Origin of the sequence: Streptomyces sp. LaBMicrA B280, assembly GCF_049222185.1 — a bacterium.
Classification (GTDB): Bacteria; Actinomycetota; Actinomycetes; order Streptomycetales; family Streptomycetaceae; genus Streptomyces; species Streptomyces murinus.
Map to the genome: position 1 here is coordinate 178478 of NZ_JBMJCT010000011.1, position 25733 is coordinate 204210.

The following is a 25733-nucleotide window of genomic DNA, read 5'->3' on the forward strand; positions in this document are numbered from 1 at the left end:
ACACGGTACCGCCAAGTAGCCTCGCGCAGCCGCCCCGGACGTGCCTCAGCCGAGCGGTACGACCTCCACCTCGGTGCCGGGCTCCACGGACTCCATGTCCTCGGGTACGACGATCAGCGCGTCCGCGTGCGCCAGCGCCGCCACCAGGTGGGAACCGGCGCCGCCGACCGGGGTGACCTCCCCGTCGGCGTACCGGCCGCGCAGGAACTGGCGGCGGCCCTTCGGGGAGCGCAGCGCCTTGTCCGCGGTGAGCGTGGCCCGCACCACCGGCCGGTGCAGATCGGTGAGGCCCATGAGGGCGCGGATCGCGGGACGGACGAACAGTTCGAAGGAGACGTACGACGACACGGGGTTGCCCGGCAGCGCGAGCAGCGGCGTGTGGTCGGGGCCGATGGAGCCGAAGCCCTGGGGCTTGCCGGGCTGCATGGCCAGCTTGCGGAACTCGATGCCGCTGCCCGGCACGTCCTCGTCGCCGATGTCCGCCAGCGCCTCCTTGACCACGTCGTACGCCCCGACGCTCACCCCGCCCGTGGTGACCAGCAGGTCGGCGCGGATCAGCTGGTCCTCGATGGTCGAGCGCAGGGTCTCGGCGTCGTCGGCGACGGCGCCCACCCGGTAGGCGATGGCGCCCGCGTCCCGCGCGGCGGCGGTGAGGGCGAAGCTGTTGGAGTCGTAGATCCGGCCGTGGCCCAGCTGCTCGCCGGGCTGGACGAGTTCGCTGCCGGTGGAGACGACGACCACGCGCGGGCGCGGGCACACCTTCACCGTGCCCCGGCCGATCGCGGCGAGCAGCGCGATCTGCGGCGGCCCGAGGATCGTGCCCGCCTCCAGGGCGCGGTCGCCCGCCTTCACATCGCTGCCCTCGGCCCGTACGTGCGCGCGTGCCTCGACGGGCCGGTGCACGCGCACCTGGCCCTCGGCGTCCTCGGGGGCGAGGCTGCGGGCCCGCATGCCGCCGGCCGGGCCCTCGCCGAGCCCGCCGTCGGTCCACTCGACGGGGACGACCGCCTCGGCGCCGGGCGGCAGCGGGGCGCCGGTCATGATGCGGGCGGCCTGGCCCGGTCCGACGCGCACCGGGTCGTCGGCGCCTGCCGCGACGTCCCCGACGACCTCCAGGGCGGCCGGGAACTCTTCACTGGCGCCCGCGACATCGGCGACCCGTACCGCGTACCCGTCCATCGAGCTGTTGTCGAACGGCGGCAGCGACACCGGCACCGTGACGTCCTCGACCAGGACACAGCCCTGGGCGTCGAGCAGTTGGAGTTCGATGGGCTCCAGGGGCTGGACCGTGGCGAGGATGTCCGCCAGGTGCTGGTCCACCGACCACAGGTCGTCTTCGCCGGTCGGGCGGGTCGCGGCGCTGCTCAACTCTGCTGCATCTCCTCGGCTACGTAACTGCGGAGCCAGGTCCGGAAGTCCGGGCCCAGGTCTTCACGTTCGCATGCGAGTCTGACAATGGCACGCAGATAGTCGCCGCGGTCGCCGGTGTCGTAGCGGCGGCCCTGGAAGACGACGCCGTGCACCGGGCCGCCGGCCTTCTCGTCGTCGGCGAGTTGCTGGAGCGCGTCGGTCAGCTGGATCTCGCCGCCGCGGCCCGGTTCCGTCGTGCGCAGTATGTCGAAGACGTGCGGGTCGAGGACATAGCGGCCGATGATCGCGTAGTGGGAGGGGGCGTCGGCCGGGTCGGGCTTCTCGACCAGTCCGCTGATCTTGACGACGTCGCCCTCGGCGGTGGCCTCGACGGCGGCGCAGCCGTAGAGGTGGATCTGCTCGGGCGCGACCTCCATGAGGGCGATCACGCTGCCGCCGTGCCGCTCCTGGACCTCGATCATGCGCTGGAGCAGGGGGTCGCGGGGGTCGATCAGGTCGTCGCCGAGCAGGACCGCGAAGGGCTCGTGGCCGACGTGCGGGGCCGCGCACAGCACGGCGTGACCGAGACCCCTCGGGTCGCCCTGGCGGACGTAGTGCATGGTCGCCAGGTCACTGGACTCCTGCACCTTGGCGAGCCGGCTCGCGTCGCCCTTCTTCTGAAGGGCCGACTCCAGCTCGTAGTTGCGGTCGAAGTGGTCCTCCAGGGGACGCTTGTTACGACCGGTGATCATGAGAACGTCGTCGAGCCCCGCGGACACGGCCTCCTCGACCACGTACTGGATCGCGGGCTTGTCGACGACCGGGAGCATCTCCTTGGGAGTGGCCTTGGTCGCCGGCAGGAACCGGGTGCCAAGACCCGCCGCCGGAATGACAGCCTTGCTGATCCTGGGGTGCGACTGAGTCATGCCCGCCACCTTAACCGGCGACCCTTGGCGCGACCTGGGGCTGCGCTTGGCCCACCCTTTGACGACGACCATGACGACCATGACGACAGGGACGCCGTGAACGGCGGACGAAACGGCGGACGGAAAGGGTGCGGGAACGACCCGTGGAACACGACGGACGCGTGGACGAGCCTGACAAGAGGACGTTGCGGCGAGGCCTCCTCGCGATGAGGAACGGGCTGCCGGACGATGACGTACGGGAGTCGGCCCGTGCGCTGGCCGCGCGCGCCCTGGAGCTGCCCGAACTGGCGGGGGCGCGCACGGTCGCCGCGTACGTCTCCGTCGGCGCGGAACCCGGCACCGGCGCACTCCTGGACGCCTTGTGCGCGCGGGGCGCCCGGGTCCTGCTCCCGGCGCTGCTGGCGGACAACGACCTGGACTGGGGGGAGTACACCGGGCCCGGCTCGCTGACAAAGGTGCGGCACGGCTCGAAGATGGCCCTCCTGGAGCCCTCGGGCCCCCGGCTCGGCCCGGACGCCGTGACGGGCGCGGACGTGGTCCTGCTGCCCGGACTCGCGGTGGACACGCGCGGGATGCGGCTGGGGCGCGGCGGCGGCTCCTACGACCGGGTCCTGGCCCGGCTGGAGCGCGCGGGCGCGCGTCCCCGCCTCGTGGTGCTGCTCTACGACACGGAGGTCGTCGCGCGGGTCCCCGTGGAGGCGCACGACCGGCCGGTGCACGCGGTGGTGACGCCGTCCGGGGCTCGCCGCTTCACCTGAGCCCGCCGCTTCACCTGAGCCCGCCGGATACGCGGAACGGCCCTCCACGCGCGTGTGGAGGGCCGTTCCGCGTACCGGGTGCGGTGGTTACGGCTTGAGGACGAGGGTGTCGCTCGTGCTCTTGTCGACCGCCTTGGAGGAGTACGACCAGGGCAGCAGCTCGCCCTTGGCCCACTTGTCCGTCTGGTCCGTGTAGTGCGCGCTGAACGCGTGCCCGGAGGCGCCGGTCAGGTTGATCCACTTGGACTTGTCGAGGTCGGCGAGGTTGACGACCATCCGCATCGAGGGCACCCAGACCACGTTGTAGCCGCCCGCGGCGTTCCAGCCGGTCGCGTCCACGGCCGCCTCACCGCCGTTGAGCTTCCAGGGGCCGCGGTTGAGCAGGTACTGAAGCACCTTGGGGCCGTCGGTGCCGAGCGTCTGGTTCTTCAGGAACAGGCGGTGCAGCCGGCCCCAGCTCCAGGTGTCGATGTCCTTGCCGAGCTTGGCGGTCAGCTCCCAGCGGGCGTCGATCATGGCGCGCGCGAAGAGCTGGTCCATGTTGTTCGCCGCCGGGCGGGTGCCCTGCTTGGGCGTCTTCCACCAGTCGCTGTCCGGCTTGTTCATCAGGTTGCGCACGACCTCGAACCAGCGGTCGCCGCCGTCCGGCTGCGCCTGGTCCGCGGGGCGCATGCCGCACTCGCGCACCTTGGTGTTGTCGTCGTCCACCGGGCCGGTGCTGTCGATCTTGTCGACCCACAGGCACTGCCCCTGGACGCGCAGCTCCTTGGGGAGCTTGTTGCCGAAGGCGAGCTTGAGGACGTTGCGCCAGACGGCGTTGAAGTACGCGGCGGCCGCGGAGTCGGAGTCCTGGGTGTAGTCCCAGCCCTCCAGCAGCTTCTGCGCGTCCCGTACGTGCTTGTCGGACAGGTTGATCTTCAGCAGCTTCGGCACCATGAGCTTGGCGATCTCGCTGCTGTCGTCCAGCTGCATCTGCCGCATGTCGTCGGTGGAGATCTTGCCGCCGCCCTTGATCTTGGACTCGATCAGGTCGGTGATCCGCTGGCTGCGGGTGCCGTAGCCCCAGTCCGTCGTCAGGGTGTACGGGTACTTGTCCTTGTCGACCACGGCCTGGTTGGCGGTGACGATGTAGCCGCGCTTGGGGTCGAACTCGTACGGCAGCTCGTCCTGCTGGATGTAGCCGGTCCAGCGGTACTTGGGGTCCCAGCCGGGCGCGGGGACGGATCCGTCGTCCGCGGCGGAGCGCGTCGGGATCTTGCCCGGCAGGGTGTAGCCGATGTGGTTGTGCGTGTCGGCGTAGACCAGGTTCTGCGAGGGCACGTCGAACTTGGCGGCCGCCGCGCGGAAGTCCTTCCAGTCGCCGGCCTTGTCGAGCGCGAAGACGGCGTCCATGGAGGTGCCCGCTTCGAGCGCGGTCCACTTCAGGGCGATGCCGTAGCCGTCGCCGCGATCGGGGGCGGCGGTGGTGACGGTGGCCTTCTTGCCGACCTGGACCAGCTCGTCGTCGCGGTCCGACAGGAGCGGCATCCCGTCCTGGGTCTCGCGCACGACGATCGTCTTGGAGGCGCCGCCTGCGACCTTGATGGTCTCCTGGCGGGTCTTGAAGGGCCGCACCTTGCCGTCGTACAGATAGCCGCCGGCGGTGACCTTCTCCAGGTAGAGGTCGCTGACGTCGACCCCGGAGTTGGTCATGCCCCAGGCGATGTCGGCGTTGTGGCCGATGATCACACCGGGCATCCCGGCAAACGTGTAACCCGTGACGTCGTACTGGCACTTGGCCGAGACGGTCCGGCAGTGCAGGCCCATCTGGTACCAGACGCCCGGCAGGGACGCCTCCAGGTGCGGGTCGTTGGCGAGCAGCGGCTTGCCGGAGATGGTGTGCTGCCCGCCGACCACCCAGGAGTTGGAGCCGATGCCCTGGCCGTTCACGCCGACGGCGGCCGGGAGGTTGTCCAGGGAGCTGTAGAGGCCCCCCAGTTGGCTCGTGAGGCCCGAACCGGAGGTGCCCGAGGGTCCGGAGCCGGTGGCGCCCGTCGTGCCCGCAGACGAGCCCGTGGCGCCGGTGGCACCCGTCGTGCCGGTGGTGCCCGTGGTCCCCGTCGTGCCGGTGCTCGTGCCGGTGCCCGTGCTCGTGCCGCTCGTCGTGCCCGTGCCCACGGGCGTGCCCGCGGCGGCGCTCTGCTCGAAGCTCTTGGTCAGCGCGTCGTACTGACCCTCCTGCACGATCGGCTTGTTCCGGCTGTACGGGTACTCCGGGTACAGGTCCTGGATCTGCTGCGGGCCGAGCCTGCTCGTCATCAGGGCGCGGTCGATCTCGTCCTGCATGTTGCCGCGCAGGTCCCAGGCCATCGCCTTCAGCCAGGAGATCGAGTCGACCGGGGTCCACTGCTGCGGCTTGTAGTCGTTGGTCAGGTTGAGGGCGGCGTACTCCAGGGAGATGTCCTTGCCGCTCTTGCCCTTCAGGTACGCGTTGACGCCCTTGGAGTAGGCGATCAGGTAGCTCTTCGCGGAGGCCGACAGCTTGGTGTCGTACTCCTGCTTCGCGACCCGCTCCCAGCCGAGGGTGCGCAGGAGCTCGTCGTTCTTGACCTGGCTCTTGCCGAACATCTCCGACAGGCGCCCCGCCGTCATGTGCCGGCGCACGTCCATCTCGTAGAACCGGTCCTGTGCCTGGACGTAGCCCTGCGCCATGAACAGGTCCGCGTCGGAGGACGCGTAGATCTGCGGGATGCCGTTGCCGTCCCGCTTGACGTCGACCGGGCCGGACAGCCCGTCGAGCGTGATCGAGCCCGTGGTCTGCGGGAGGGAGGCGCGCACGGTGCTGACCGACCAGTAGCCGCCGTAGGCGATACCCGCGATGACGGCCAGGACCAGCAGCAGGACGAGCAGTCGGGCTTTGCGCCCCTTCTTCCTGCCTGACTTGGCGGGCGCGGCACCGGTGGTGGCGGTGTCACCCGTTGTGGCGGTGGTGTTCGGGGGCATCGCTGTCCTTGCTGTCCTAACGCGAGCGGCAGGTCGGGCCATGACTTTGAATGAGCGCTGGAGCAACCATAGGCGCAGGACCCTGTGCGCCTTGACGCGGAGTCGGGAACCAGCGCGCACGAGCGTTCGATCTTCTCCCCCTAACGTCAAGAAAGCGTCAAGAATTAGGTAAGGTAACGAAGTACTGGATGCGGTGCGCCGCAGCCTCGGATCTTGTGTTCGCGCGTCCGCGCGCCCCGCGCTCGGGCCAAGGAAGGGAACCGCCGCTGACTGTTCACCACCTCAACCAGCTCCTGCTCGTCTGCTCCCTGGTCCTGCTGGTCGCCGTCGCGGCCGTGCGGATCTCCTCGCGCAGCGGGCTCCCCAGCCTGCTCGTCTACCTGGGGATCGGCATCGTCATGGGCCAGGACGGCCTGGGCCACATCCACTTCGACAGCGCCGCCGTGACGCAGGTCATGGGCTATGCGGCCCTGGTCGTGATCCTCGCCGAGGGCGGCCTCGGCACCAAGTGGAAGGAGGTCCGGCCGGTCCTGTCCTCCGCCGCCGTCCTCGCGACCGCGGGCGTCGCGGTCAGCGTCGGCATCACCGCGGCGGGCGCGCACTATCTGGTCGGGCTGGACTGGCGGCAGTCGCTCATCATCGGCGCGGTGGTGTCCTCGACGGACGCGGCGGCCGTCTTCTCCGTACTGCGAAGAATCCCCCTGCCCGCACGGGTGACGGGCACCCTGGAGGCGGAATCGGGGTTCAACGACGCCCCGGTCGTCATCCTGGTCGTCGCCTTCTCCACGGCGGGACCGGTCGAGCACTGGTACATGCTGATCGGCGAGATAGCCCTGGAGCTGGCCATCGGCGCCGCCGTGGGACTCGCGGTGGGCCTGGTCGGCTCCTGGGGACTCAAGCACGTGGCGCTGCCCGCCTCCGGCCTCTACCCGATCGCCGTCCTCGCGATCGCCATCTCCGCGTACGCGGCCGGCGCCCTGGGGCACGGCAGCGGCTTCCTCGCGGTCTATCTGGCCTCCATGGTGCTCGGCAACGCCAAGCTGCCGCACTGGCCGGCCACCCGCGGCTTCGCCGAGGGGCTCGGCTGGATCGCCCAGATCGGCATGTTCGTCCTGCTCGGCCTCCTGGTCACCCCGCACGAACTGGGCGACGACATCGTGCCCGCCCTGGTCATCGGCCTGATCCTGACCATGGTGGCCCGCCCGCTCAGCGTGGTGCTCAGCCTGACCCCGTTCCGGGTGCCCTGGCAGGAGCAGACCCTGATGTCCTGGGCGGGACTGCGCGGCGCCGTGCCCATCATCCTGGCGACGATCCCCATGGTGAACGGCGTGGACGGCAGCCGGAGAATCTTCAACCTCGTCTTCGTCCTGGTCGTCGTCTACACCCTCGTCCAGGGGCCGACGCTGCCCTGGCTGGCGCGCAAGCTGCGCCTGGGCGAGAAGGGCGAGGCGGCCGACCTCGGCATCGAGTCGGCGCCCCTGGAGCGGCTGCGCGGGCATCTGCTGTCCGTGACCATCCCCGAGGAGTCGCGGATGCACGGCGTCGAGATCGCCGAGCTGCGGCTGCCCTCCGGGTCCGCCGTGACGCTCGTCGTGCGCGAGGGGAAGTCCTTCGTGCCGCTGCCCAGCACGGTGCTGCGGCGGGGCGACGAACTCCTGGTGGTCGCCACCGACCCGGTCCGCGACTCGGCGGAGGCGCGGCTGCGCGCGGTCGCCCACGGCGGCAAGCTGGCGAGCTGGCTGGGCACGGACGGGGCGGACGCCGGGGGCGCGCAGGCCGGGGGCCCGAAGCCGGGGAGCGCGCGGTCCGGGGGGTCGCGGTCCGGGGGCTTGCGTTAAGAGCGGGTTTCATACGGTTCACACCTGGCGTACGCGCCGCGGAATCCCAGGCGACCGACCCGATGGTGCTCGCTTTCACAGCCCGCGCGGGGGTGGCCCCTGTACGATGAAGGGGCACCCTGATCGAACCAACTCTGCCTGACGCAGAGCTGGCGCGACCGTATGGCGGCCGCGACGCCCCCCACCTTGCCGTGGGCGCCGGTATCTACCGCAGTCCGCGCAAGAGGACAGCTCTCGGCGCCCGGACCCCACACGGGACGCGCGCTACCAGGCGGCAGAAAGGCACGGGCCGTGGGATCCACGGTCACCGACGACTCGGCGAAGACCTCGACGGCCTCCTCCCGCCCCGGATACGGAGCACTGCTGCGCACCCGCGGCGCCTGGACCTTCCTGCTCCCCGGCTTCGCGGCACGCCAGCCGTTCGCGATGCTCACCCTCTCCATCGTGCTGCTGGTGCAGCACACCACCGGCTCGTACGGCGCCGCCGGCGCCGCCGCGGCCGTCACCGGCGTCTCCATGGCGCTGTTCGCGCCCTACAGCGGGCGCCTGGCGGACCGCTACGGCCAGCGCGCCGTGCTGCTTCCCGGCGTCCTGGTGCACACCCTGTCGGGTCTGTCCCTGACGGCGCTCGCCCTCGCGCACGCCCCGCTGTGGGCGCTGTTCCTGGCGGCCGTGCCGACCGGTGCCTCGGTTCCGCAGGTCGGGCCCATGGTGCGGGCGCGCTGGGGCGTGAAGCTCCAGGGCTCGCCCCTGATGGGCACCGCGACCGCGTTCGAGTCGGTCACGGACGAGCTGACCTTCGTCTTCGGGCCCCTGCTGGCGACCGCCCTGTGCACCACCGTCACCCCGGCGGCCGGTCTGCTCACGGAGGCGGCGCTCACCCTCGTGGGCGGTTTGCTGTTCGCCGCGCAGAAGAGCACGCAGCCCGCGGTGACGGCCACGGGCGGGCCCGCGCACGTGGAGCACGGCTCCGCGCTCCGGGTCCCCGGTGTGCGCGTGCTGATCGTGACCTTCCTCGGCATCGGCTCGGTCTTCGGCGGCATGCAGGTCTCCCTGGCCGCCTTCACCGAGTCGATCGGGGAGCCCGGCCTGAACGGCGTCCTGTACGGCGTCTTCGCCGCGGGAAACATGTTGTCCGGCATCGTCTGCGGCGCGATCGTCTGGAAGACGGCGCCCCAGCGGCGCCTGGTCGTCGGCTACGCCGCGCTCGCGCTGACCGCGTCCGCGCTGTGGACGGCGCACTCGGTGCTGCTGCTCGCCGCGCTCGGCCTGTTGGTCGGCATGTGCATCGCGCCGTCGCTGATCACCGGCTACACGCTGGTCGAGGCCCTGGTCCCGGTCCGGGCCCGCACCGAGGCGTTCACCTGGCTGACCGGCGCGGTCGCGCTCGGCCAGGCCGCCGCGGTCACCGTCGCGGGACAGCTGGAGGACCGGCTGTGGGACGGCTCGGGGTTCCTGGTCCCGATGGGCGGTACGGTGCTCGCTCTGCTGACCCTGGTGGCGCTGCGATCCGCGCTGATCACACGCCAGGAGACGCAGACCGTGGCACGTGGCGTCGGTCACCGCTCGCCGGTGACGGTGGACTGATCCCCGGGAATACGTCACTATGGAGCGTCGTTAGCACTCAATGAGTGAGAGTGCCAGGAGGAAGACAGTGCCGACCTACCAGTACCAGTGCACCGAGTGCGGCGAGGGCCTCGAGGCGGTGCAGAAGTTCACCGACGACGCCCTGACCGAGTGCCCCAGCTGCAACGGGCGCCTGAAGAAGGTGTTCTCCGCGGTCGGCATTGTCTTCAAGGGCTCCGGCTTCTACCGCAACGATTCGCGCGGCTCCACGTCGAGCAGCAGCCCGGCCACGAAGGCGTCCGGCTCCTCGTCGTCCGGCTCGACCTCGACCTCGGCGTCGTCCGACTCGAAGTCGTCGTCGACGTCCACGTCGAGCTCGGCCGGCACGTCCGCCGCCTGAGGCCGTACGCCCCGTCCCTCTTGACGCCCGCCCTGCCGTCCCCCGACGGCGGGGCATTCGGCGTTCTCCGGCAAGGTCTCCTGCCCGGCGTCACGGCCAGCTAATGTCTTGGCCATGGCGAACGCAGAGATCGGCGTAATCGGCGGCTCGGGTTTCTACTCGTTCCTCGACGACGTGACCGAGGTACAAGTGGACACCCCCTACGGGCCGCCCAGCGACTCCCTGTTCTTCGGCGAGATCGCCGGCCGGCGGGTCGCCTTCCTGCCCCGGCACGGCCGCGGCCACCATCTGCCGCCGCACCGCATCAACTACCGCGCCAATCTGTGGGCGCTGCGTTCCGTCGGCGTCCGCCAGGTCCTCGGCCCCTCCGCGGTGGGCGGTCTGCGCGCCGAGTACGGCCCCGGCACGCTGCTGGTGCCGGACCAGTTCGTGGACCGTACGAAGTCCCGGGCCCAGTCCTACTTCGACGGGCTGCCGCTGCCCGACGGCACGGTGCCGAACGTGGTGCATGTGTCCCTGGCCGACCCCTACTGCCCGACCGGACGGGCCGTCGCGCTGAAGGCCGCCCGCGGCCGGGACTGGGAGCCGGTCGACGGCGGCACGCTGGTCGTGGTCGAGGGGCCCCGCTTCTCCACCCGCGCCGAGTCGCTGTGGCACCAGGCGCAGGGCTGGTCGGTGGTGGGCATGACCGGCCACCCCGAGGCGGCGCTCGCCCGCGAACTGGAGCTGTGCTACACCAACCTGAGCCTGGTCACCGACCTCGACGCGGGCGCCGAGACCGGCGAGGGCGTCTCCCACGAGGAGGTCCTCCAGGTGTTCGCGGCCAATGTGGAGCGGCTGCGCGAGGTGCTCTTCGACGCGGTCGCCGCGCTGCCGGTGACCGGGGAGCGGGACTGCCTGTGCGTGAACGCGCTCGGCGGGATGGACCCGGGGTTCGAACTGCCGTAGCCGCCACAGCGGGGCGGGCGGAGAGCCAGGAGGCTGTGGACAAGTCGCCGTGACAGGCGCGGAACCACCCGTTCGGGTGGGCGAGTTGTCCACAACCGGGCGGTGGTCCACCGGCCCCGGCGGGATCCGGCGCGAGCCGTCATCGTAGGCATCGCAAGCCGACGTCCCTCGTCACAGGCGGTGACCCCGATGCCTCTCCCCTCCTTCCCCGCGCCCGCTCCCCGCTCCGCGGCCGCCCCGCGCACCGCGTTCCCCCCTCCGCCGCGCCTGCCCCGCCCCCTCGGCACGGACGCGCCCGCGATCTGCGAGGTACCGCCGTTCCCACCCGTGCGGGTGCGCGGCGGGCGGTACCGGGTGCAGCGGCTCGTCCGGCACCGGGGGCGGGCGGTGACGGCCGGCCTCGCGGTGACGGCGGCCGCGCTGGTGGCCGCGGGCCCCGGGACCTCGGGGAGGGCCTGGTCGCGGCGCCGGTGCGGATCGCCGACGCGGCCACGGTCCGGCTGCTGCGCCCCGGCGACCGGGTCGATGTGGTCGCCGCGCAGGATCCCTCGACCGGGGGCGGCGCCCGGGTGCTCGCGCGCGGAGTGCGGGTGACCCGGGTACCGGAGCCGCTCGACGGCGCGGCGGAGAGCGGCGCGCTGGTCGTGCTGGCGGTGCCGCGCGCCCTGGCGGCCGGGCTCGTCGGTGCGGGTGCCACGGCGCGGCTGGCGGTGACGCTGTGCTGAACCGAGCCGGACTTTTTCCCGGCGGCGCGCTGTCAAGTCGCTCCTTCGGGGGACGGGATTGGACACTATGGCCGTACCGTGCCGTAGGTTGCGGAGCGTTTTGTTCCACAACCTGTCCATGCGAGGAGCGTCCCCGAGGTGAGCGCGAAGAAGGAACCGAGCGTCCTGCAAGGCTTCAAGGCCTTCCTGATGCGCGGCAATGTCATCGACCTGGCAGTGGCGGTCGTCATCGGCGCCGCCTTCACCAACATCGTCAACGCGCTGGTGAAGGGGATCATCAACCCGCTGGTCGGCGCGATCGGCACCCAGAACCTGGACAACTACAGCACGTGTCTGAGCGACTCGTGCCACGGCACGCACGGCATCCAGCTGATGTGGGGTTCCGTCCTCGGCGCCGCGCTGTCCTTCCTGATCACCGCCACGGTGGTGTACTTCCTGATGGTCCTGCCGATGTCGAAGTACCTGGCCCGGCAGACGGCCCGCAGGGAAGCGCGGGAGGGCACCAAGGAGGTCATCGAGGTGTCCGAGCTGGAGGTGCTCAAGGAGATCCGCGACGCCCTGGTCGCCCAGCGCGGCACCGGCCAGGGCGAGCGCTAGCGGTTCAGATGTGGTGGGGCGGCTTCTCGTCGAGGAAGCGCTTGAGGTCGGCGGCGCTGTCGCCGGTCGGCCGCTCGCCCCAGCCGCGGTCGGTGTCGTCCGAGGACTGCTGGTCCAGCGGATCGTCGAAGACCAGCGCGGGCTTCGGGTCACGCGGTCCGGGTGCGGGGGCATCGCTCATGCGTCCAGGGTACGGCCCCCGTCCCGGGGGACCGCCGGCCGCCGGTGAGCGCCCGCGCACGCCTTCGGCCCGGTTTTCTGCTGTGCTGAGAGGCATGACACCGAGTTCCACCCCGGCGCCCGCTGATCCGGGCGCATCCCACCCCGCATCCCACCCCTCCGGCCCCGTGCGACGGCTCACCGCGCGCGGGCGGGACGAGGCCCATCGGGTCTCCTCCCCGCTGGAGCTGCTCTTCGACCTGTGTTTCGTCGTGGCGGTCTCCCAGGCGGGTGTGCAACTGGTGCACGCCGTCTCCGCGGGCCACCCCGGCACCGGGGTCCTCAATTACGCGATGGTGTTCTTCGCCATCTGGTGGGCCTGGATGAACTTCTCCTGGTTCGCCTCGGCGTACGACAACGACGACGTGCTCTACCGGGTCGTCACCCTGGTGCAGATCGCCGGTGTCCTGGTGCTGGCCGCCGGGGTCTCCCGGGCCTTCGAGCAGCACGACTACATGACGGTCTGGCTCGGCTATGTGATCATGCGCCTCGCGATGGCCACCCAGTGGCTGAGAGCCGCGCGGACCGCCGAGGGCACCGAACGCAGGGCGGCGCTGCGCTACGCGGGCGGGGTGCTGCTGTGCCAGGTCGGCTGGGCCGGTCTGGTGGTGCTGCCGCAGCCCGCGCGGCCCTGGGTGTTCCTGGTGATGGCCGTCGCGGAGATGTGCGTACCGCTGTTCGCCGAGCGGGACTACGAGACCTCGTGGCATCCGCACCACATCGCCGAGCGGTACGGACTGTTCACGATCATCGTGCTCGGCGAGACGATCGCCTCCGCCACGGTCGCCGTGAAGTCGGCCGTGGACGAGCACTCGGCGCTGGGCGAGCTGCTGCCGATCGCGGCGGGCGGGCTCCTGATCGTCTTCTCCGCCTGGTGGATCTACTTCGTGGTGCCCATCCACGGCCATCTGCGCTCCAGCGGACGGGCGTTCCTGTGGGGGTACGGCCACTATCTGATCTTCTCCTCGGCGGCGGCGATCGGCGCGGGCCTGGAGGTGGCCGTGGAGGAGACGGTCGGTGCGGCGCACATCTCCACGGCGGCCGCGTCGGCGGCGGTGACCCTGCCGACGGCGCTGTATCTGCTGACCGTCTGGGCCCTGCACGCACGGCACTTCAAGGTGGGCGTCGCCCAGCAGCTGGTGCTGCCGGTCACCGCGCTGCTGGTGCTCTGCTGCACCTTCCTGGGCGGCTGGTCGGTGCTCGCGGCGGGCCTGGTCTGCGCGGCGGCGGTGGCGACCGGGGTGACCCTGACGGCCCGCATGGTCCGAAGGGAGCGCAGGGCGAGCGCCCCGGCCGGCTGAGCCCGGCGGCGGGCGGCCGGGCCCTTCGGCGGCGGGCGGGGCTCGGGCAGACTGGCGGCCATGACAGTTGACGCGCTGACAGATGTCGCCGGGGTGCGGGTCGGACACGCCACCCGGACCGGGGGCGGCCGGCTCACCGGGACCACCGTCGTACTGGCACCGGAGGGCGGGGCCGTGGCCGCCGTGGATGTGCGCGGGGGCGGGCCCGGCACCAAGGAGACCGACGCGCTCGATCCGCGCAATGTGGTCCAGCGGGTCGACGCGATCGTGCTCACCGGCGGCAGCGCCTACGGACTCGACGCGGCGTCCGGGGTGATGGCCTGGCTGGAGGAGCGGGGGCGGGGCGTGCGGGTGGGACCCGACCCGGCGCATGTCGTGCCGGTGGTGCCCGCGGCCTGCGTCTTCGACCTGGGGCGCGGCGGTGACTTCCGGGCCCGTCCGGACGCCGGGACGGGCCGCGCGGCGGTGGAGGCGGCGGCCGCGAGCGCGCCGTGCCGGTTGAAGGTGCGGTGGTCGTTCGCGGCGGTGGAGGCGGCGGCCGCGAGCGCGCCGGGCACCCCGGTGCCGCAGGGCTGTGTGGGAGCCGGTACGGGCGCGGCGACCGGCCGGCTCAAGGGCGGCATCGGCACCGCGAGCACGGTCCTCGCGTCGGGGATCACGGTCGCCGCCCTGGTGGTCGCGAACGCGGCGGGATCGGTGCTGGATCCGGAGACGGGGGTGCTGTACGGCGAGTTGTACGACGGCCGGGTCGCGTACCCGGAGAAGAAGGTGCACGAGGCCGCGCTGCGGCGGCTGGAGGAGTCGGGCGCGGGCCGTACGCCGCCGCCGCTGAACACGACGCTGGCGGTGGTCGCCACCGACGCCGAACTGACCAAGGCCCAGGCCCAGAAGCTGGCCGGTACCGCGCACGACGGCATCGCCCGCGCCGTCCGCCCGGTCCATCTGCTGCACGACGGCGACACGGTCTTCACCCTGGCCACCGGCAGCCGTCAGCTCGCCGCTGACCCCCTCGCCCTCAACGAGCTGCTCGCCGCGGGCGCGGACCTGGTGACCCGGGCGATCGTCCGGGCGGTGCGCGCGGCCGAGCCGGTCGACGGGCCGGGCGGGGCGTGGCCGTCGTACGGGGAGTTGTACGGGCGGTCGTAGGGGGAGCGTGTCGCCGCCGGACGCGGATTGTCGCGGTTCTGTCACGTCGTGGTCTTACGAGGTCTTGGGGGGAACCTCAGGGACTGTTTGCACGCTCTTTCATGACGCATGGGAACGGACCACGCACACCACACGAACCTGGAGCAGCCCGTGACAACGCCGGACATTGCAGCGCGGCGCGCACTGGTGGCCTGTGTCGCCCTGATGGTCGGCACCCTCACCCTGACCGCCTGCGGCGGCGACGCCGACGCCTCGGACAAGGGCGGCGGCAAGGACTCCCCGAAGACCTCGACGGCGAAGATAGCGATCTCGGCGAAGGACGGCGCGACGGACGCGTCCGTCAACGCGACCGGGGTGAAGGTCAGCGACGGCACGCTGACTGACGTGAAGATGACCGTGTCGGGGTCGGCGCAGGCCGTGCCGGGGGCGATATCGGCGGACGGCCACAGCTGGAAGCCGAAGCAGCGCCTGGAGCTCGGCACCAAGTACCAGATAGCCGCGCGGGCGAAGGACGCCGAGGGTCGCCCGGCGGCGGCCAACGCCATCTTCAGCACCGTCAGTTCGGCCAGCAGCTTCATCGGCACCTACACACCGGACAACGGCAGCACGGTCGGTGTGGGCATGCCGGTGTCGTTCACCTTCAACAAGTCGATCAGCGACAAGAAGGCCGTGCAGTCGCACATCACGGTCAACTCCAGCAGTGGCCAGCAGGTGGTCGGGCACTGGTTCGGCGACCGGCGCCTGGACTTCCGGCCGCGGGAGTACTGGAAGGCCGGTTCCAAGGTCACGATGAAGATCGACCTGGACCATGTGCAGGGCGCGCAGGGCCTCTACGGTGTGCAGAAGAAGACCGTCTCCTTCACCGTCGGGCGCTCGCAGGTCTCCACGGTCGACGCCAACACGCAGACGATGACCGTGGTGCGCGACGGCCAGACGCTCAAGTCGGTGCCGATCTCCGCGGGCAGCCCGGAGCACACCACGTACAACGGGCAGATGGTGATCTCCGAGAAGTTCACCCAGACCCGGATGAACGGTTCGACGGTCGGCTTCGGCGGGGAGTACGACATCCCGGACGTGCCGCACGCGATGCGCCTGACGGCCTCGGGCACCTTCATCCACGGTAACTACTGGTACAACAAGGGCAATCCGCCCTTCGGTCGACAGGGCACCAGCCACGGCTGCGTCGGCCTCGCCGATGTGCAGGGCGCGCAGGGCGACACCTCGGCGAAGTGGTTCTTCGACAACACGCTCATCGGCGACGTGGTGATCGTGAAGAACTCCCCCGACACCACCGTCTCCCCGGACAACGGCCTCAATGGCTGGAACATGTCCTGGAGTGCCTGGACCGCCGGAAGCGCCGTCTGAGCGACGGGTTTTGACGGGTTTTGGGGCCGCGCGGGAACATCTCGCGCGGCCCGCACGTTTTTCCGGTGTTCGTTTTCCCCATTCCCGGACATGATGTCCGATCGAGGGGCTACGGTATGCACCCACAAGGTGACATGCAGCAACGCCGGGAGATGCCTTGAGCGTTCCGTACGAGACGGCAGCGCCCGAACCAGCCGAGTCGCCCGAGTCGCCCGAGGAGCACCTCGCGCGACTCCTCGGCCGTGCCCTGAACTCCTTCGAACTGCCCGACGAGGTGATCCGACGGCTCGACTGCGCGCTGGCGTACGACAGTTCGCTGCACTCCGCGCACCACAGCGCCGGGCTGCACCGGGAGACGTACCGGCACACCTGGCTGCTCGCCGACGGCTCGGCGGTCACGCTGTGGGAGCTGGCGCACAACGCCACCCCGGGCGGCGCCCCGGATCATGAGGTGTACACGGACGAGGAGGAGCTCCAGACGGCCACCTCGCGGCTCGGATTACCCCCGGACGCGCCCGAACTGGAGCTGCCCGCGCCGACCTGGCTGTGGGCGGTCCCCGCGCCCCGGCATGTGTTCGCCTGCGGCGACTCCGCCGACCACGCCCGCCGGCTGCTGCGCCGCGCGGAGAACGCGGACCATCCCGGCGACCGCACCGCCACCCTGCTGGCCACAGCGACGGCGCACGAGATCACCCAGGCCTTCGGCCGTCCGGGCCGGGCGGGCCGCTCGGGGCCGAGTTATGTGCTGTACGAGCACGCGTTCCTGCTGCCGGACGACAGCGAGATCTCCCTGTGGGAGGTCGAGCACACGGCGACGCCGGACGGCCGCCACATGTGCGAGGTGTACCTGTCGGAGGACGCGGCCCGTTCCGCGATGGAGCGACGCGCGACGCGCCGGAGCTGACGGGCGGACCGAAGGCGGGGCGGGCGGCGGACAGGCGGGCCGGCCGGGTCGGTCAGCGGTGGCCGAGCTGTCGTATCAGCCCGGCGAAGGCGTCCTGTTCGGCCGGGGTCAGCTCCACCGACTCCCGCAGCGGGCCGGTCCGCTGGGCGGGGAGGAACGGCAGGCGGGCGGCCGCGAGTTCGCGAAGCGCCTGTGCGCGGAACCGGCGCAGCAGACGCAGCACACCGATCGCCCAGACCACGCCGGCCAGGGTGAGGAAGACCGCGGCGACCAGCTGGAGAGTCGACAGATGCTCGGGCATACCCACCAGTACACACCACGGCGGGGCGCTTCGGACCCGGACCGTGACGTATCTCGCAGGTGCCGTGAACAACACACACGGGATCAATCGGACCAAAGGGGCGAGCGGCGGCGGTGCGGCGAGCGCCCGCCTCGACTGGGCCAGGATCTGACCTGGCCGTACGGCATTCTCGTACGCATGACGACCGCCACCCCGGCACGGCTGCTCCAGTTGCTCTCCCTTCTCCAGACGCCCCGTGAATGGCCCGGCGCCGAGCTGGCCGAGCGGCTCGCGGTGTCGCGTCGTACCGTGCGGCGGGACATCGACCGGCTGCGTGGGCTGGGTTATCCGGTGGAGGCGACGAAGGGTTCGGACGGCGGGTACCGGCTGGTCGCGGGCAAGGCGATGCCGCCGCTGGTGCTGGACGACGAGGAGGCCGTCGCCATCGCGGTCGGGCTGCGGGCCGGTGCGGGGCACGCGGTGGCGGGCGTGGACGAGGCGTCGGTACGGGCCCTCGCCAAGCTGGAGCAGGTCCTGCCGGCCCGGCTGCGGCACCGGGTGTCCACCCTGCACGCGGCGACGACCCCGCTGACCCTCGGGGACGGTGCGAGCATCCCGGCGCAGACGCTGACCCTGCTGGCCTCGACCGTGGCGGGCCGGGAGCGGCTGCGGTTCGCCTATCGCGACAAGGAGGGCGGCGCGTCCCGTCGGCTGACCGAGCCGCATCGGCTGGTGTCGACGGGGCGGCGCTGGTACCTGGTCGCGTACGACCTCGATCGCGCGGACTGGCGCACGTTCCGGGTGGACCGGGTGAGCGAGCCGTTCGCCACCGGAGTCCGGTTCGAGCAGCGGGAGTTGCCGACGGGCGGCGCGGCGGAGTATCTGCGGCAGTCGATCGAGCAGTGGCAGGAGGCGTACGCGTTCGAGGTGCGGTTCGCGGCGTCGGCCGCGGAGGTCGCCGAACGGCTCCCGGCGGGGCTCGGGACGCTCACGGACGACGGCGAGGGCGGCTGCGTCCTGGCGGGCGGCACCGGCGATCCCGTGGAGTGGCTGACGGTCCGGCTGGCGCTTGCGGGGTACGAGTTCGCCGTGCGGGGGCCGGATGAACTGGTGGTGTGCGTACGCGAGTTGGGGGGACGGCTGAGCCGGGCCGGGGGTGCCCGGGGGCATCTCGGAAGCCCCTAGCGGGCGCCGTCCCAGTCGAAGCCGCCCAGGGCCTTGAGGTTGCGCAGGGCCAGCGCGGCCGGGCCGTCCGGGCCGGTGGACGGGGCGGCGGTGGCGGCCCAGGACCGCACGGCGACGCGTACGGCACTCCCGGCGACGGCGGCGGCGAAGCGCAGGTCGGGGGTGATCACGGGGACGGCGAGCGGGGGCTCGGCCGGCTCCGTCTCGCCGGCGCCGACGGCTCCCGGCCCGCCCGCGAACGGCGAACCCATATGCTCCCCGCCCCCGGTCGGCCCACTCACGTAAGGCTCCCCCACCAACGGCTCTCCCGCCGAGGCATCACCCTCGTACGGCTCCCCCGCAGGCGCCTCCCCCGCCGCCCCTTCCCCCGCCGCGCCCGCGCCCTCCGCGCACGCCACCCCCCAACCCGGGGTCGCCAGCCGCCGCGCCAGGATCTCCGCCAGCGCCTCCTCCGAGGTCTGGCCCACCTCGGCCCAGACCTTGCGCAGGCCGGGGCTGGTGTCGGTCAGGCGGATCAGGGTGCGGACCCATTCCCAGGAGGCCGCCGAGACCCCGGCGCCGGGGGTGAGGGTGTGCTCGACGGCGTGTTCCAGGGCCTGCGGGACGGTGAGGCGGTCCGGGGCGGTGCGGACGGCCTCGGCCCAGCGCTGCGCGCCCGCGGCGTAGAGGGGCGCGACCGCCTCCTCCTTGGTGGCGAAGTAGCGGTAGAAGGTGCGCGGTGCGATGCCCGCCCGCTGGGCGATGTCCTCGGCGCGGGTGGCCCGCAGTCCCTGGCGGACGAACAGGGCGGCCGCGGCCCGGGCGATCTCCATCCGGGTCTCGGCCTTGCGGCGCTCGGTGAGGGAGGGGGCCGACGCGGCGCCGGAAGGTGACTGCGGGGTGGTGCCGGGGGTGGAGCGGGGGGTAGGACTGGGGGTGGTGCTCATCTCGGCAGGCTATGCCCGTGTGGCAGAATCTGCCATCCGGCGGTTCACCCCGGGGTTCAGGTACGGGGTGGGCCGCCCCTTGCCGCGTTCGCACCGCTTCCCAGCGTCACACGGCCGGGCCGCTCCCGCAGGAGGAGACCGCGCCGGGTCCGCGCCGAGCCGCCAACCGCCTTGCGGGGAACGGCTGGTGTGCCATCCCGCCCTCAAGTGTCCCGGACCGGCCAGGGGTTCGGGCCGCGTGGCGTGGAAATGCCGTTTCGAACCGGTGGGCGGGGTACCCGGGAGCCCGGGAGCGCCCCGGCAAAGGCGCCCTGCCCTCGCGACAGCTGAGCCCCGGACCACCGCCCCGTCCGGGGAAAAGAAGCCGGACTCCGGCGCCCGGGGGGGGTGGGCGCCGAAGCCCGGCTCTGGGAAGTCCCGGCGCCGGGGGGGGATGTGCGCAGGGACATGGCTCGCGTGGGATCGGCCGCTGATGCGTGGGGTCGGCCGGGTGCGGGTCGGTGTGTCGGCTGTGACGAGCAGGTCGACGAGCTGGTTCGGCTGGTCTGCGGGTGACGCGGTGTGGGGAGTGCGGCGTTCGCAGGGCCCCGCTGGCGGGCCCGGAAAGGTTGTTCCCTCGGGCCCGGCGGTTGAAGCGGTCCCGGGGGGCCATGTTTGCGCCGTCTTTCGCCACCCGGCGTACGCGGCCCCGGCCCCCTATGTCACCGACCCCGACGCGCCTCTGTGCCACCGGCCCGGACGCCCCCCTGTGCCACCGCCCCGGACGGCGACGGCCCCCTGTGCGCCACCGGCCCGGAACCCCGTGCCCCTCTCCGCCCCCAGCCCCCGGCCTCTCCCCGGATCCCTTACGCCGCCTTACGCCGCCGCGTCGAACCCGGTGTCCCGCGCCAGCTTCTTCAGCTCCAGCAGGGCGTGCTTCTCGATCTGCCGGATGCGCTCGCGGGTCAGACCGTGCTCCTTGCCGACCTCGGTCAGGGTGCGCTCGCGGCCGTCCTCGATGCCGTACCGCATCTTGATGATGGACGCCGTGCGCTGGTCCAGGCGGCCGATCAGGTCGTCCAGTTCCTCGCTGCGCAGCAGGGTCATCACGGACTGCTCGGGGCTGACCGCGGAGGTGTCCTCCAGCAGGTCGCCGAACTGGGTCTCGCCCTGGTCGTCCACCGCCATGTTCAGCGAGACCGGGTCGCGGGCCCAGTCGAGGACGTCGGTGACGCGCTCCGGCGTGGAGCCCAGCTCCGCCGCGATCTCCGTGGGCTCCGGCTCACGGCCGTGCTCGCGGTTGAACTCGCGCTGCACCCGGCGGATGCGGCCCAGCTCCTCCACCAGGTGGACGGGAAGGCGGATGGTGCGCGACTGGTCGGCGATGGAGCGGGTGATGGCCTGGCGGATCCACCAGGTGGCGTACGTGGAGAACTTGAAGCCCTTGCGGTAGTCGAACTTCTCGACGGCGCGCACCAGGCCCGCGTTGCCCTCTTGGATCAGGTCGAGCAGGGGCAGACCGCTGCGCGGATAGCGCCGGGCGACCGCGACGACCAGGCGGAGGTTGGAGCGGATGAAGACGTCCTTGGCCCGCTCGCCCGCGGCGACCAGGAACTCCAGCTCCTCGCGGGTGGCGTCCGAGGCGGTGTCCTCGAACCCTTCGAGAACCTGTCGCGCGAACACACCCGCCTCGATGGTCTGGGACAGCTCGACCTCCTTGGCCGCGTCGAGCAGCGGTGTGCGCGCTATCTCGTCGAGGTACATGCCGACCAGGTCGCGGTCCGCGATCTCGCCGCCATGAGCGCGAACACTGCTTGCCGAGTCGGCCGTCTCGCCGGAGACGGCGGACTTACGACGGGCGACGGCACGGGTTGCCATGCGTGCTCCCTTGCGATGGTGGGCTGGCGGGTGGTCCTGCTGAACGCTCGGCTCTCCGGGGTGTCCTTGCGGACTCTCCTCTGAGTGCCCTGCATCCGATGGAAACAACGACTGGAATCAGGACAGAATTCCCAACCTGCCCCTCAATTTTTCTGATCATGCAGTACCCTGTTCCGCCGCATGGGAGGCGAGAGGATGCCCGAGCCCACAGAGGCGCAGGTCAGGCCGGGAGTCGAGGGGGATCTCGATGTGCTCACGGAGATCTACGACCACTATGTGCGCGAGACGGCCATCACGTTCGACACCGTCCCTCTCACCCCGCGTGAGCGCCTGCCCTGGCTGCTCTCCCACCCGGAAGACGGCCCGCACCGCCTGATGGTTGCCACCCGGACCGACCCGGACACCGGCGCCGAGCGGATCCTCGGGTACGCCACCTCCGGCCGAGGTGCGGCAGGGTGCCGGTGCCGCACGGCGACCACCCCGGACTACCCCGGCCCACCCGGGACCACCCGGGACCACCCGGGACCACCCGGAACTACCCCGGACTACCCGAACTGCACCGACCGCTTCGCCAGCCCCATCCAGAACCCGTCGATCACCGACGTCTGCGCGTCCAGCTCGCCGCCCGCCTCCGCCGCGCCCATGGCGACGAAGAGCGGGGCGAAGTGCTCGGTGCGCGGATGGGCGTAGCGCCCGGCCGGGGCCTTGCCCAGGAAGTCGAGCAGGGCGTCCCAGTCGCGGTCCGCGAGCGCGCGCCGGCCCCAGTCGTCGAACTCGGCGGACCAGCTCGGCACGCCCCCGCCCGGGTGGCGCAGGGCGGCGAGGTTGTGGGTGAAGAAGCCGGAGCCGACGATCAGCACGCCCTCGTCGCGCAGCGGGGCGAGCCTGCGGCCGATCTCCATGAGCCGCACCGGGTCGAGGGTGGGCATGGAGACCTGGAGGACGGGGATGTCGGCGTCCGGGTACATCTCGACGAGCGGGACGTAGGCGCCGTGGTCCAGGCCGCGGTCGGGGATGTCCTGGACGGGCGTCCCGGGGGCGCGCAGCAGCTTGCGGACCGACTCGGCCAGCTCCGGCGCGCCGGGGGCGTCGTAGCGGACCCGGTAGTAGTGCTCGGGGAAGCCCCAGAAGTCGTACACGAGCGGGACGGTCTCGGTCGCGCCGAGGGCGAGCGGGGCCTCCTCCCAGTGGGCGGAGACCATGAGGACGGCCTTGGGGCGGGGCAGCGTCGCGGCCCAGGCGGCGAGCTGGCCGGGCCACAGCGGGTCGTCGGCGAGCGGCGGGGCGCCGTGGCTGAGGTAGAGGGCGGGCATGCGGTCCTTGGCGGCGGCGAGGGACATGGCGGCGACTCCCGGATGCTTTAACTCTCAAGCTCTACGAGAAACACCGTACGCGCAACTAGTTCAAGTTTCAAAAAGACCTTTCGTAAAGTGGACCCATGAACACGGCACCGGACTCCGCCGCACCGCACCGCTGGCTCACCCCCGAGGAACAGCGCGTCTGGCGCGCGTACCTGCACGCCACCACCCTGCTGGAGGACCACCTCGACCGGCAGCTGCAACGCGACGCGGGCATGCCGCACATCTACTACGGCCTGCTCGTCACGCTCGCCGAGGCACCCAAGCGCCGGCTGCGGATGACCGAACTGGCGATGAAGGCGAAGATCACCCGCTCCCGGCTCTCGCACGCGATCGCCCGGCTGGAGAAGAACGGCTGGGTGCGCCGCGAGAACTGCCCCTCCGACAAGCGCGGTCAGTTCGCGGTGCTCACCGAGGAGGGCGCGGCCGTGCTCGGCCGTACCGCCCCGGGCCATGTCACCGCCGTACGCCAGGCCCTGTTCGACCGGCTCAGCCCGGAACAGCAGAAGGCCCTCGGCGAGATCATGGAGATCGTCGCCGAGGGCCTGCAGCCGGACGAGGAGGGCGCGGACCTCCCCTGGCTCCGCTAGCTCACCGAAGAGGTCAGTGGGCCACCACCGGCACCGGCAGCTCGTCCTCGACACCCGCGCCGGAGGCCACGTGAGTGGTGCCCGGACGGCCGGCGTTGACGAAGGTGAAGGCGATCAGCGACGCGACGCCCAGGATGCCGACGGCGAAGGCGATCGCCGTGCTGTAGCCGTGCACCATGCTCTGGAGCCCAACCAGCTGCTGCTGCGGCTTGGTGGCGGCACCGGCGATGTGGTCCTTGAGGTACGACGTCTTCGCGGACGCGGCGATGGTGTTCAGCAGCGCCGTGCCGATCGCGCCGCCCACCTGCTGCGAGGTGTTGACCATCGCGGAGGCGACACCGGCGTCCCGGGGCTCGACGCCCGTGGTGGCCAGGGACATGGCCGGCATGAACGCGCTGCCCATGCCGAGGCCCAGCAGCACCATCGCGGGCAGCAGCAGGGTGGTGTACGACGAACCGATCTCCAGCTGGGTCAGCAGCAGCATGCCGAGACCCGCGACCAGGAAGCCGGGGCCCATCAGGAACCGGGCCCGCACCCGGGTCATCAGCCGGGCGCCGATCTGGGTGGAGCCGGTGATCATGCCGGCCACCATCGGCAGGAAGGCGAAGCCGGTCTTGACCGGGGAGTAGCCCTGCACGATCTGGAGGTAGTAGGTCAGGAAGAGGAACAGGCCGAACATGCCGATGATGGCGAGGCCGAGCGAGAGGTAGATGCCACCGCGGTTGCGGTCGCGGACCACGCGCAGCGGCAGCAGCGGGGCCTTGACCCGGGACTCGACCAGCACGAACGACACCAGCAGCACCGCGGACGCCACGAACATCGAGACGGTCAGGGCGTCGCTCCAGCCGTTGGACTCGGCGCGCGTGAAGCCGTACACCAGCGCGACCAGGCCGAGGGTGGACAGCAGGACGCCGGGAATGTCGAGCGGGGCGCGGTTGCGGCCGCCCTCCGGCTCGCGGATGACCAGGGTGGCGCCGAGCGCGGCGACGATGGCGAACGGCACGTTCACGAAGAACGTCCAGCGCCAGTCCAGGTACTCGGTGAGGAAGCCGCCGAGGATCAGGCCGACCGCGCCGCCGCCGCCCGCGATGGCGCCGTAGATGCCGAACGCCTTGGCGCGCTCCTTGGCGTCCGTGAACATCACGGCCAGCAGGGACAGCGCGGCGGGCGCGAGCAGCGCGCCGAAGACGCCCTGGAGGGCGCGGGCGCCGAACATCATCGGGCCCGAGACGGCGAGACCGCCGAGCGCGGAGGCCAGCGCGAAGCCGATCAGACCGGCGAGGAAGGCGCGCCGGCGGCCCCACTTGTCGGCGATCCGGCCGCCGAACAGCAGCAGGCCACCGAAGGCGAGGGCGTAGGCCGTGACGACCCACTGCCGGTTGCCGTCGGATATGCCGAGGTCCTTCTGGGCCGAGGGCAGGGCGATGTTCACGATGGTCGAGTCGAGGACGACCATCAGCTGGGCGAGCGCGATGAAGACGAGCGCTTTCCAGCGGTTGGCGTCGCCGGATGGCGCGGCGACGCGGGGGGCCTTGAGGGCGTCGGACATGGGGGTACCCACTTCGGGACTTCGGGAGTTCACGAGTGCGGAGCTTCGTGACCAGGTGACGGAAAAATGACGAGAAAACGGCAGTGAACGGAACGCGTCAGGAAAACGGACGACAAGCGCGTCAGGAAAACGGACGACAAGAGCGGGAACGGCGGAAGCGGCTGGTGTGGCGGGCGGGAGCGGTTCGGACTATGCGGCCGTACCGCACTGACGGAGTTCCCCGACGGTGACGGCGGTGCCCGGCAGCACGGAGCGCGCGGGGGCCCGCAGGCCGTCGAGGAGAAGCTGGAGGTGGCGGTGGACGAACCGGTCGCCCTGCGGGCAGCCGGTGCCGGCCGGGGGCCGGCTCAGCTGGGCCACCGCGATCATCAGGTCCCCCACCCCGACGTCGGGCCGCAGCTGACCGGCCGTCACGGCCCGTTCCATGACCTCCCCCACGAGGCTCTCGACGCGCTCGCGGGCGGCCTCCAGGTCGGGGTGGTGCCGGTCGAAGGTGCTGGAGACCATCGGGCACAGCGCGCTGATCCGCTCGTCGGCGCAGGCGTGCACGAAGTGCTCCAGCGCGGCGAAGGCGTCCCCGGTCTCCGCGAGGGCCCCTTCGGCCGCCTCGGCCGTACGGTCCATCACGGAGCAGACGACCTCGCGGACGAGGGCGTCGCGGTCGGGGAAGTTGCGGTACAGCGTGGCATTGCCGACGCCGGCCCGGCGGGCGATCTCGTCCAGCGGCACGTCCGGGCCGTGCTCGGTGAACATCTCCCGGGCGGCGGTGACGATCCGCTCCCGGTTGCGCAGGGCGTCGGCGCGGGGCCGGGTCACCTTGCGCGGCGCGGGCTTGGTGGCGGTCGTCACGGCGTGCTCCTCGGTCGGTTTCGGTCGGTGTGATGTCGGTGCGATGCCGGTGGGCCCTGATGATCCGGGGACCGGGTCCCCGTTTCGGGCGGACACAGTTCCAAACGGGGAGAG

Annotated in this window: 22 protein-coding genes and 2 pseudogenes; 14 read left to right on the plus strand and 10 right to left on the minus strand. The window is 71.7% G+C overall.

Annotated features, from left to right (window positions below):
- Nucleotides 1–45: 45 nt before the first annotated feature.
- Together glp and galU are read right to left on the minus strand one after the other, a co-directional pair.
- Nucleotides 46–1368 (minus strand): gephyrin-like molybdotransferase Glp, encoded by a 1323-nt coding sequence (gene glp, locus ACLF5H_RS11025; protein WP_421675878.1) that lies wholly within the window; start codon nt 1366–1368, stop codon nt 46–48.
- The gene (galU, locus tag ACLF5H_RS11030) at nt 1365–2276 is read right to left on the minus strand and encodes a UTP--glucose-1-phosphate uridylyltransferase GalU (RefSeq protein ID WP_421675879.1); all 912 of its coding nucleotides are present in this window, start codon (nt 2274–2276) and stop codon (nt 1365–1367) included. The genes glp and galU overlap by 4 nt, the downstream gene beginning before the upstream one ends.
- A gap of 143 nt (nt 2277–2419) precedes the next feature.
- Here galU and ACLF5H_RS11035 point away from each other — a divergent pair, with 143 nt between their 5' ends.
- Nucleotides 2420–3034, plus strand: a complete 615-nt coding sequence (locus ACLF5H_RS11035; protein WP_421675880.1) for a 5-formyltetrahydrofolate cyclo-ligase — start codon at nt 2420–2422, stop codon at nt 3032–3034.
- Between the two features lie 87 nt (nt 3035–3121).
- On the opposite strand, the gene ACLF5H_RS11040 is transcribed toward ACLF5H_RS11035, so the two are convergent.
- A complete protein-coding gene (locus ACLF5H_RS11040) occupies nt 3122–6016 on the minus strand; it encodes a penicillin acylase family protein (protein WP_421675881.1) in 2895 nt (964 codons plus the stop codon).
- A gap of 215 nt (nt 6017–6231) precedes the next feature.
- Here ACLF5H_RS11040 and ACLF5H_RS11045 point away from each other — a divergent pair, with 215 nt between their 5' ends.
- The 6 genes and pseudogenes from ACLF5H_RS11045 (at nt 6232) to mscL (ending at nt 12090) form a co-directional block, all read left to right on the plus strand.
- A complete protein-coding gene (locus tag ACLF5H_RS11045; RefSeq protein ID WP_421675882.1) occupies nt 6232–7854 on the plus strand; it encodes a potassium/proton antiporter in 1623 nt (540 codons plus the stop codon).
- A gap of 291 nt (nt 7855–8145) precedes the next feature.
- A complete protein-coding gene (locus tag ACLF5H_RS11050; RefSeq protein ID WP_421675883.1) occupies nt 8146–9441 on the plus strand; it encodes an MFS transporter in 1296 nt (431 codons plus the stop codon).
- Between the two features lie 67 nt (nt 9442–9508).
- Nucleotides 9509–9820, plus strand: coding sequence for an FmdB family zinc ribbon protein (locus ACLF5H_RS11055; RefSeq protein WP_421675884.1), 312 nt, complete (start codon nt 9509–9511; stop codon nt 9818–9820).
- Nucleotides 9821–9934: 114 nt separating this feature from the next.
- Entirely contained in the window at nt 9935–10768 is an 834-nt protein-coding gene (locus tag ACLF5H_RS11060) for an S-methyl-5'-thioadenosine phosphorylase (RefSeq protein WP_421675885.1), read from the plus strand.
- Between the two features lie 327 nt (nt 10769–11095).
- Nucleotides 11096–11493 (plus strand): annotated as a pseudogene (locus tag ACLF5H_RS11065) (hypothetical protein).
- Between the two features lie 138 nt (nt 11494–11631).
- Entirely contained in the window at nt 11632–12090 is a 459-nt protein-coding gene (gene mscL / locus ACLF5H_RS11070; protein ID WP_421675886.1) for a large conductance mechanosensitive channel protein MscL, read from the plus strand.
- Nucleotides 12091–12094: 4 nt separating this feature from the next.
- Here the strand turns inward: mscL and ACLF5H_RS11075 are convergent, their stop codons facing one another.
- The gene (locus ACLF5H_RS11075; protein ID WP_421675887.1) at nt 12095–12271 is read right to left on the minus strand and encodes a hypothetical protein; all 177 of its coding nucleotides are present in this window, start codon (nt 12269–12271) and stop codon (nt 12095–12097) included.
- Between the two features lie 94 nt (nt 12272–12365).
- Here ACLF5H_RS11075 and ACLF5H_RS11080 point away from each other — a divergent pair, with 94 nt between their 5' ends.
- The 4 genes from ACLF5H_RS11080 to ACLF5H_RS11095 all read left to right on the plus strand — a co-directional run bounded on the left by ACLF5H_RS11080 (nt 12366) and on the right by ACLF5H_RS11095 (nt 17025).
- The gene (locus tag ACLF5H_RS11080; RefSeq protein WP_421675888.1) at nt 12366–13610 is read left to right on the plus strand and encodes a low temperature requirement protein A; all 1245 of its coding nucleotides are present in this window, start codon (nt 12366–12368) and stop codon (nt 13608–13610) included.
- A 60-nt stretch (nt 13611–13670) separates the two neighbouring features.
- The gene (locus tag ACLF5H_RS11085) at nt 13671–14756 is read left to right on the plus strand and encodes a P1 family peptidase (RefSeq protein ID WP_421675889.1); all 1086 of its coding nucleotides are present in this window, start codon (nt 13671–13673) and stop codon (nt 14754–14756) included.
- 150 nt (nt 14757–14906) lie between these two features.
- Nucleotides 14907–16121, plus strand: a complete 1215-nt coding sequence (locus ACLF5H_RS11090; protein WP_421675890.1) for a L,D-transpeptidase — start codon at nt 14907–14909, stop codon at nt 16119–16121.
- Between the two features lie 157 nt (nt 16122–16278).
- Nucleotides 16279–17025 (plus strand): DUF6227 family protein, encoded by a 747-nt coding sequence (locus tag ACLF5H_RS11095; RefSeq protein ID WP_421675891.1) that lies wholly within the window; start codon nt 16279–16281, stop codon nt 17023–17025.
- A 52-nt stretch (nt 17026–17077) separates the two neighbouring features.
- Here ACLF5H_RS11095 and ACLF5H_RS11100 read toward each other — a convergent pair whose 3' ends face one another.
- Entirely contained in the window at nt 17078–17326 is a 249-nt protein-coding gene (locus ACLF5H_RS11100) for a hypothetical protein (protein ID WP_046421631.1), read from the minus strand.
- 177 nt (nt 17327–17503) lie between these two features.
- Here ACLF5H_RS11100 and ACLF5H_RS11105 point away from each other — a divergent pair, with 177 nt between their 5' ends.
- Nucleotides 17504–18490, plus strand: coding sequence for a helix-turn-helix transcriptional regulator (locus ACLF5H_RS11105; RefSeq protein WP_421675892.1), 987 nt, complete (start codon nt 17504–17506; stop codon nt 18488–18490).
- Here the strand turns inward: ACLF5H_RS11105 and ACLF5H_RS11110 are convergent.
- Together ACLF5H_RS11110 and ACLF5H_RS11115 are read right to left on the minus strand one after the other, a co-directional pair.
- Nucleotides 18487–19416: a TetR/AcrR family transcriptional regulator gene (locus tag ACLF5H_RS11110; protein ID WP_421675893.1), complete on the minus strand. Its 930-nt coding sequence runs from the start codon at nt 19414–19416 to the stop codon at nt 18487–18489. The genes ACLF5H_RS11105 and ACLF5H_RS11110 overlap by 4 nt on opposite strands.
- Before the next feature lie 855 nt (nt 19417–20271).
- Nucleotides 20272–21273 (minus strand): sigma-70 family RNA polymerase sigma factor, encoded by a 1002-nt coding sequence (locus ACLF5H_RS11115; RefSeq protein WP_421675894.1) that lies wholly within the window; start codon nt 21271–21273, stop codon nt 20272–20274.
- Between the two features lie 195 nt (nt 21274–21468).
- Between ACLF5H_RS11115 and ACLF5H_RS11120 the strand changes: the two are divergent.
- Nucleotides 21469–21711: pseudogene (locus ACLF5H_RS11120) on the plus strand (GNAT family N-acetyltransferase); the annotation flags it as partial.
- Between the two features lie 107 nt (nt 21712–21818).
- Here the strand turns inward: ACLF5H_RS11120 and ACLF5H_RS11125 are convergent.
- The gene (locus ACLF5H_RS11125; RefSeq protein ID WP_421676176.1) at nt 21819–22586 is read right to left on the minus strand and encodes a dioxygenase; all 768 of its coding nucleotides are present in this window, start codon (nt 22584–22586) and stop codon (nt 21819–21821) included.
- A 125-nt stretch (nt 22587–22711) separates the two neighbouring features.
- Here ACLF5H_RS11125 and ACLF5H_RS11130 point away from each other — a divergent pair, with 125 nt between their 5' ends.
- Nucleotides 22712–23221 (plus strand): MarR family winged helix-turn-helix transcriptional regulator, encoded by a 510-nt coding sequence (locus tag ACLF5H_RS11130; protein WP_085565180.1) that lies wholly within the window; start codon nt 22712–22714, stop codon nt 23219–23221.
- Nucleotides 23222–23234: 13 nt separating this feature from the next.
- On the opposite strand, the gene ACLF5H_RS11135 is transcribed toward ACLF5H_RS11130, so the two are convergent.
- Nucleotides 23235–24770: an MFS transporter gene (locus ACLF5H_RS11135; protein ID WP_421675895.1), complete on the minus strand. Its 1536-nt coding sequence runs from the start codon at nt 24768–24770 to the stop codon at nt 23235–23237.
- Nucleotides 24771–24959: 189 nt separating this feature from the next.
- A complete protein-coding gene (locus ACLF5H_RS11140) occupies nt 24960–25619 on the minus strand; it encodes a TetR/AcrR family transcriptional regulator (RefSeq protein ID WP_421675896.1) in 660 nt (219 codons plus the stop codon).
- Nucleotides 25620–25733: the final 114 nt, after the last annotated feature.

Excerpts from the sequence above, each read along its gene's own strand:
- ACLF5H_RS11080 (WP_421675888.1), top strand. The coding sequence starts at position 12,366 with ATGACACCGAGTTCCACCCCGGCGCCCGCTGATCCGGGCGCATCCCAC.
- ACLF5H_RS11130 (WP_085565180.1), top strand. The coding sequence starts at position 22,712 with ATGAACACGGCACCGGACTCCGCCGCACCGCACCGCTGGCTCACCCCC.
- ACLF5H_RS11040 (WP_421675881.1), bottom strand. The coding sequence starts at position 6,016 with ATGCCCCCGAACACCACCGCCACAACGGGTGACACCGCCACCACCGGT.
- ACLF5H_RS11075 (WP_421675887.1), bottom strand. The coding sequence starts at position 12,271 with ATGAGCGATGCCCCCGCACCCGGACCGCGTGACCCGAAGCCCGCGCTG.
- ACLF5H_RS11060 (WP_421675885.1), top strand. The coding sequence starts at position 9,935 with ATGGCGAACGCAGAGATCGGCGTAATCGGCGGCTCGGGTTTCTACTCG.
- galU (WP_421675879.1), bottom strand. The coding sequence starts at position 2,276 with ATGACTCAGTCGCACCCCAGGATCAGCAAGGCTGTCATTCCGGCGGCG.
- ACLF5H_RS11105 (WP_421675892.1), top strand. The coding sequence starts at position 17,504 with ATGACGACCGCCACCCCGGCACGGCTGCTCCAGTTGCTCTCCCTTCTC.
- ACLF5H_RS11085 (WP_421675889.1), top strand. The coding sequence starts at position 13,671 with ATGACAGTTGACGCGCTGACAGATGTCGCCGGGGTGCGGGTCGGACAC.
- ACLF5H_RS11135 (WP_421675895.1), bottom strand. The coding sequence starts at position 24,770 with ATGTCCGACGCCCTCAAGGCCCCCCGCGTCGCCGCGCCATCCGGCGAC.
- ACLF5H_RS11100 (WP_046421631.1), bottom strand. The coding sequence starts at position 17,326 with ATGCCCGAGCATCTGTCGACTCTCCAGCTGGTCGCCGCGGTCTTCCTC.
- ACLF5H_RS11115 (WP_421675894.1), bottom strand. The coding sequence starts at position 21,273 with ATGGCAACCCGTGCCGTCGCCCGTCGTAAGTCCGCCGTCTCCGGCGAG.
- ACLF5H_RS11110 (WP_421675893.1), bottom strand. The coding sequence starts at position 19,416 with ATGAGCACCACCCCCAGTCCTACCCCCCGCTCCACCCCCGGCACCACC.
- ACLF5H_RS11125 (WP_421676176.1), bottom strand. The coding sequence starts at position 22,586 with ATGCCCGCCCTCTACCTCAGCCACGGCGCCCCGCCGCTCGCCGACGAC.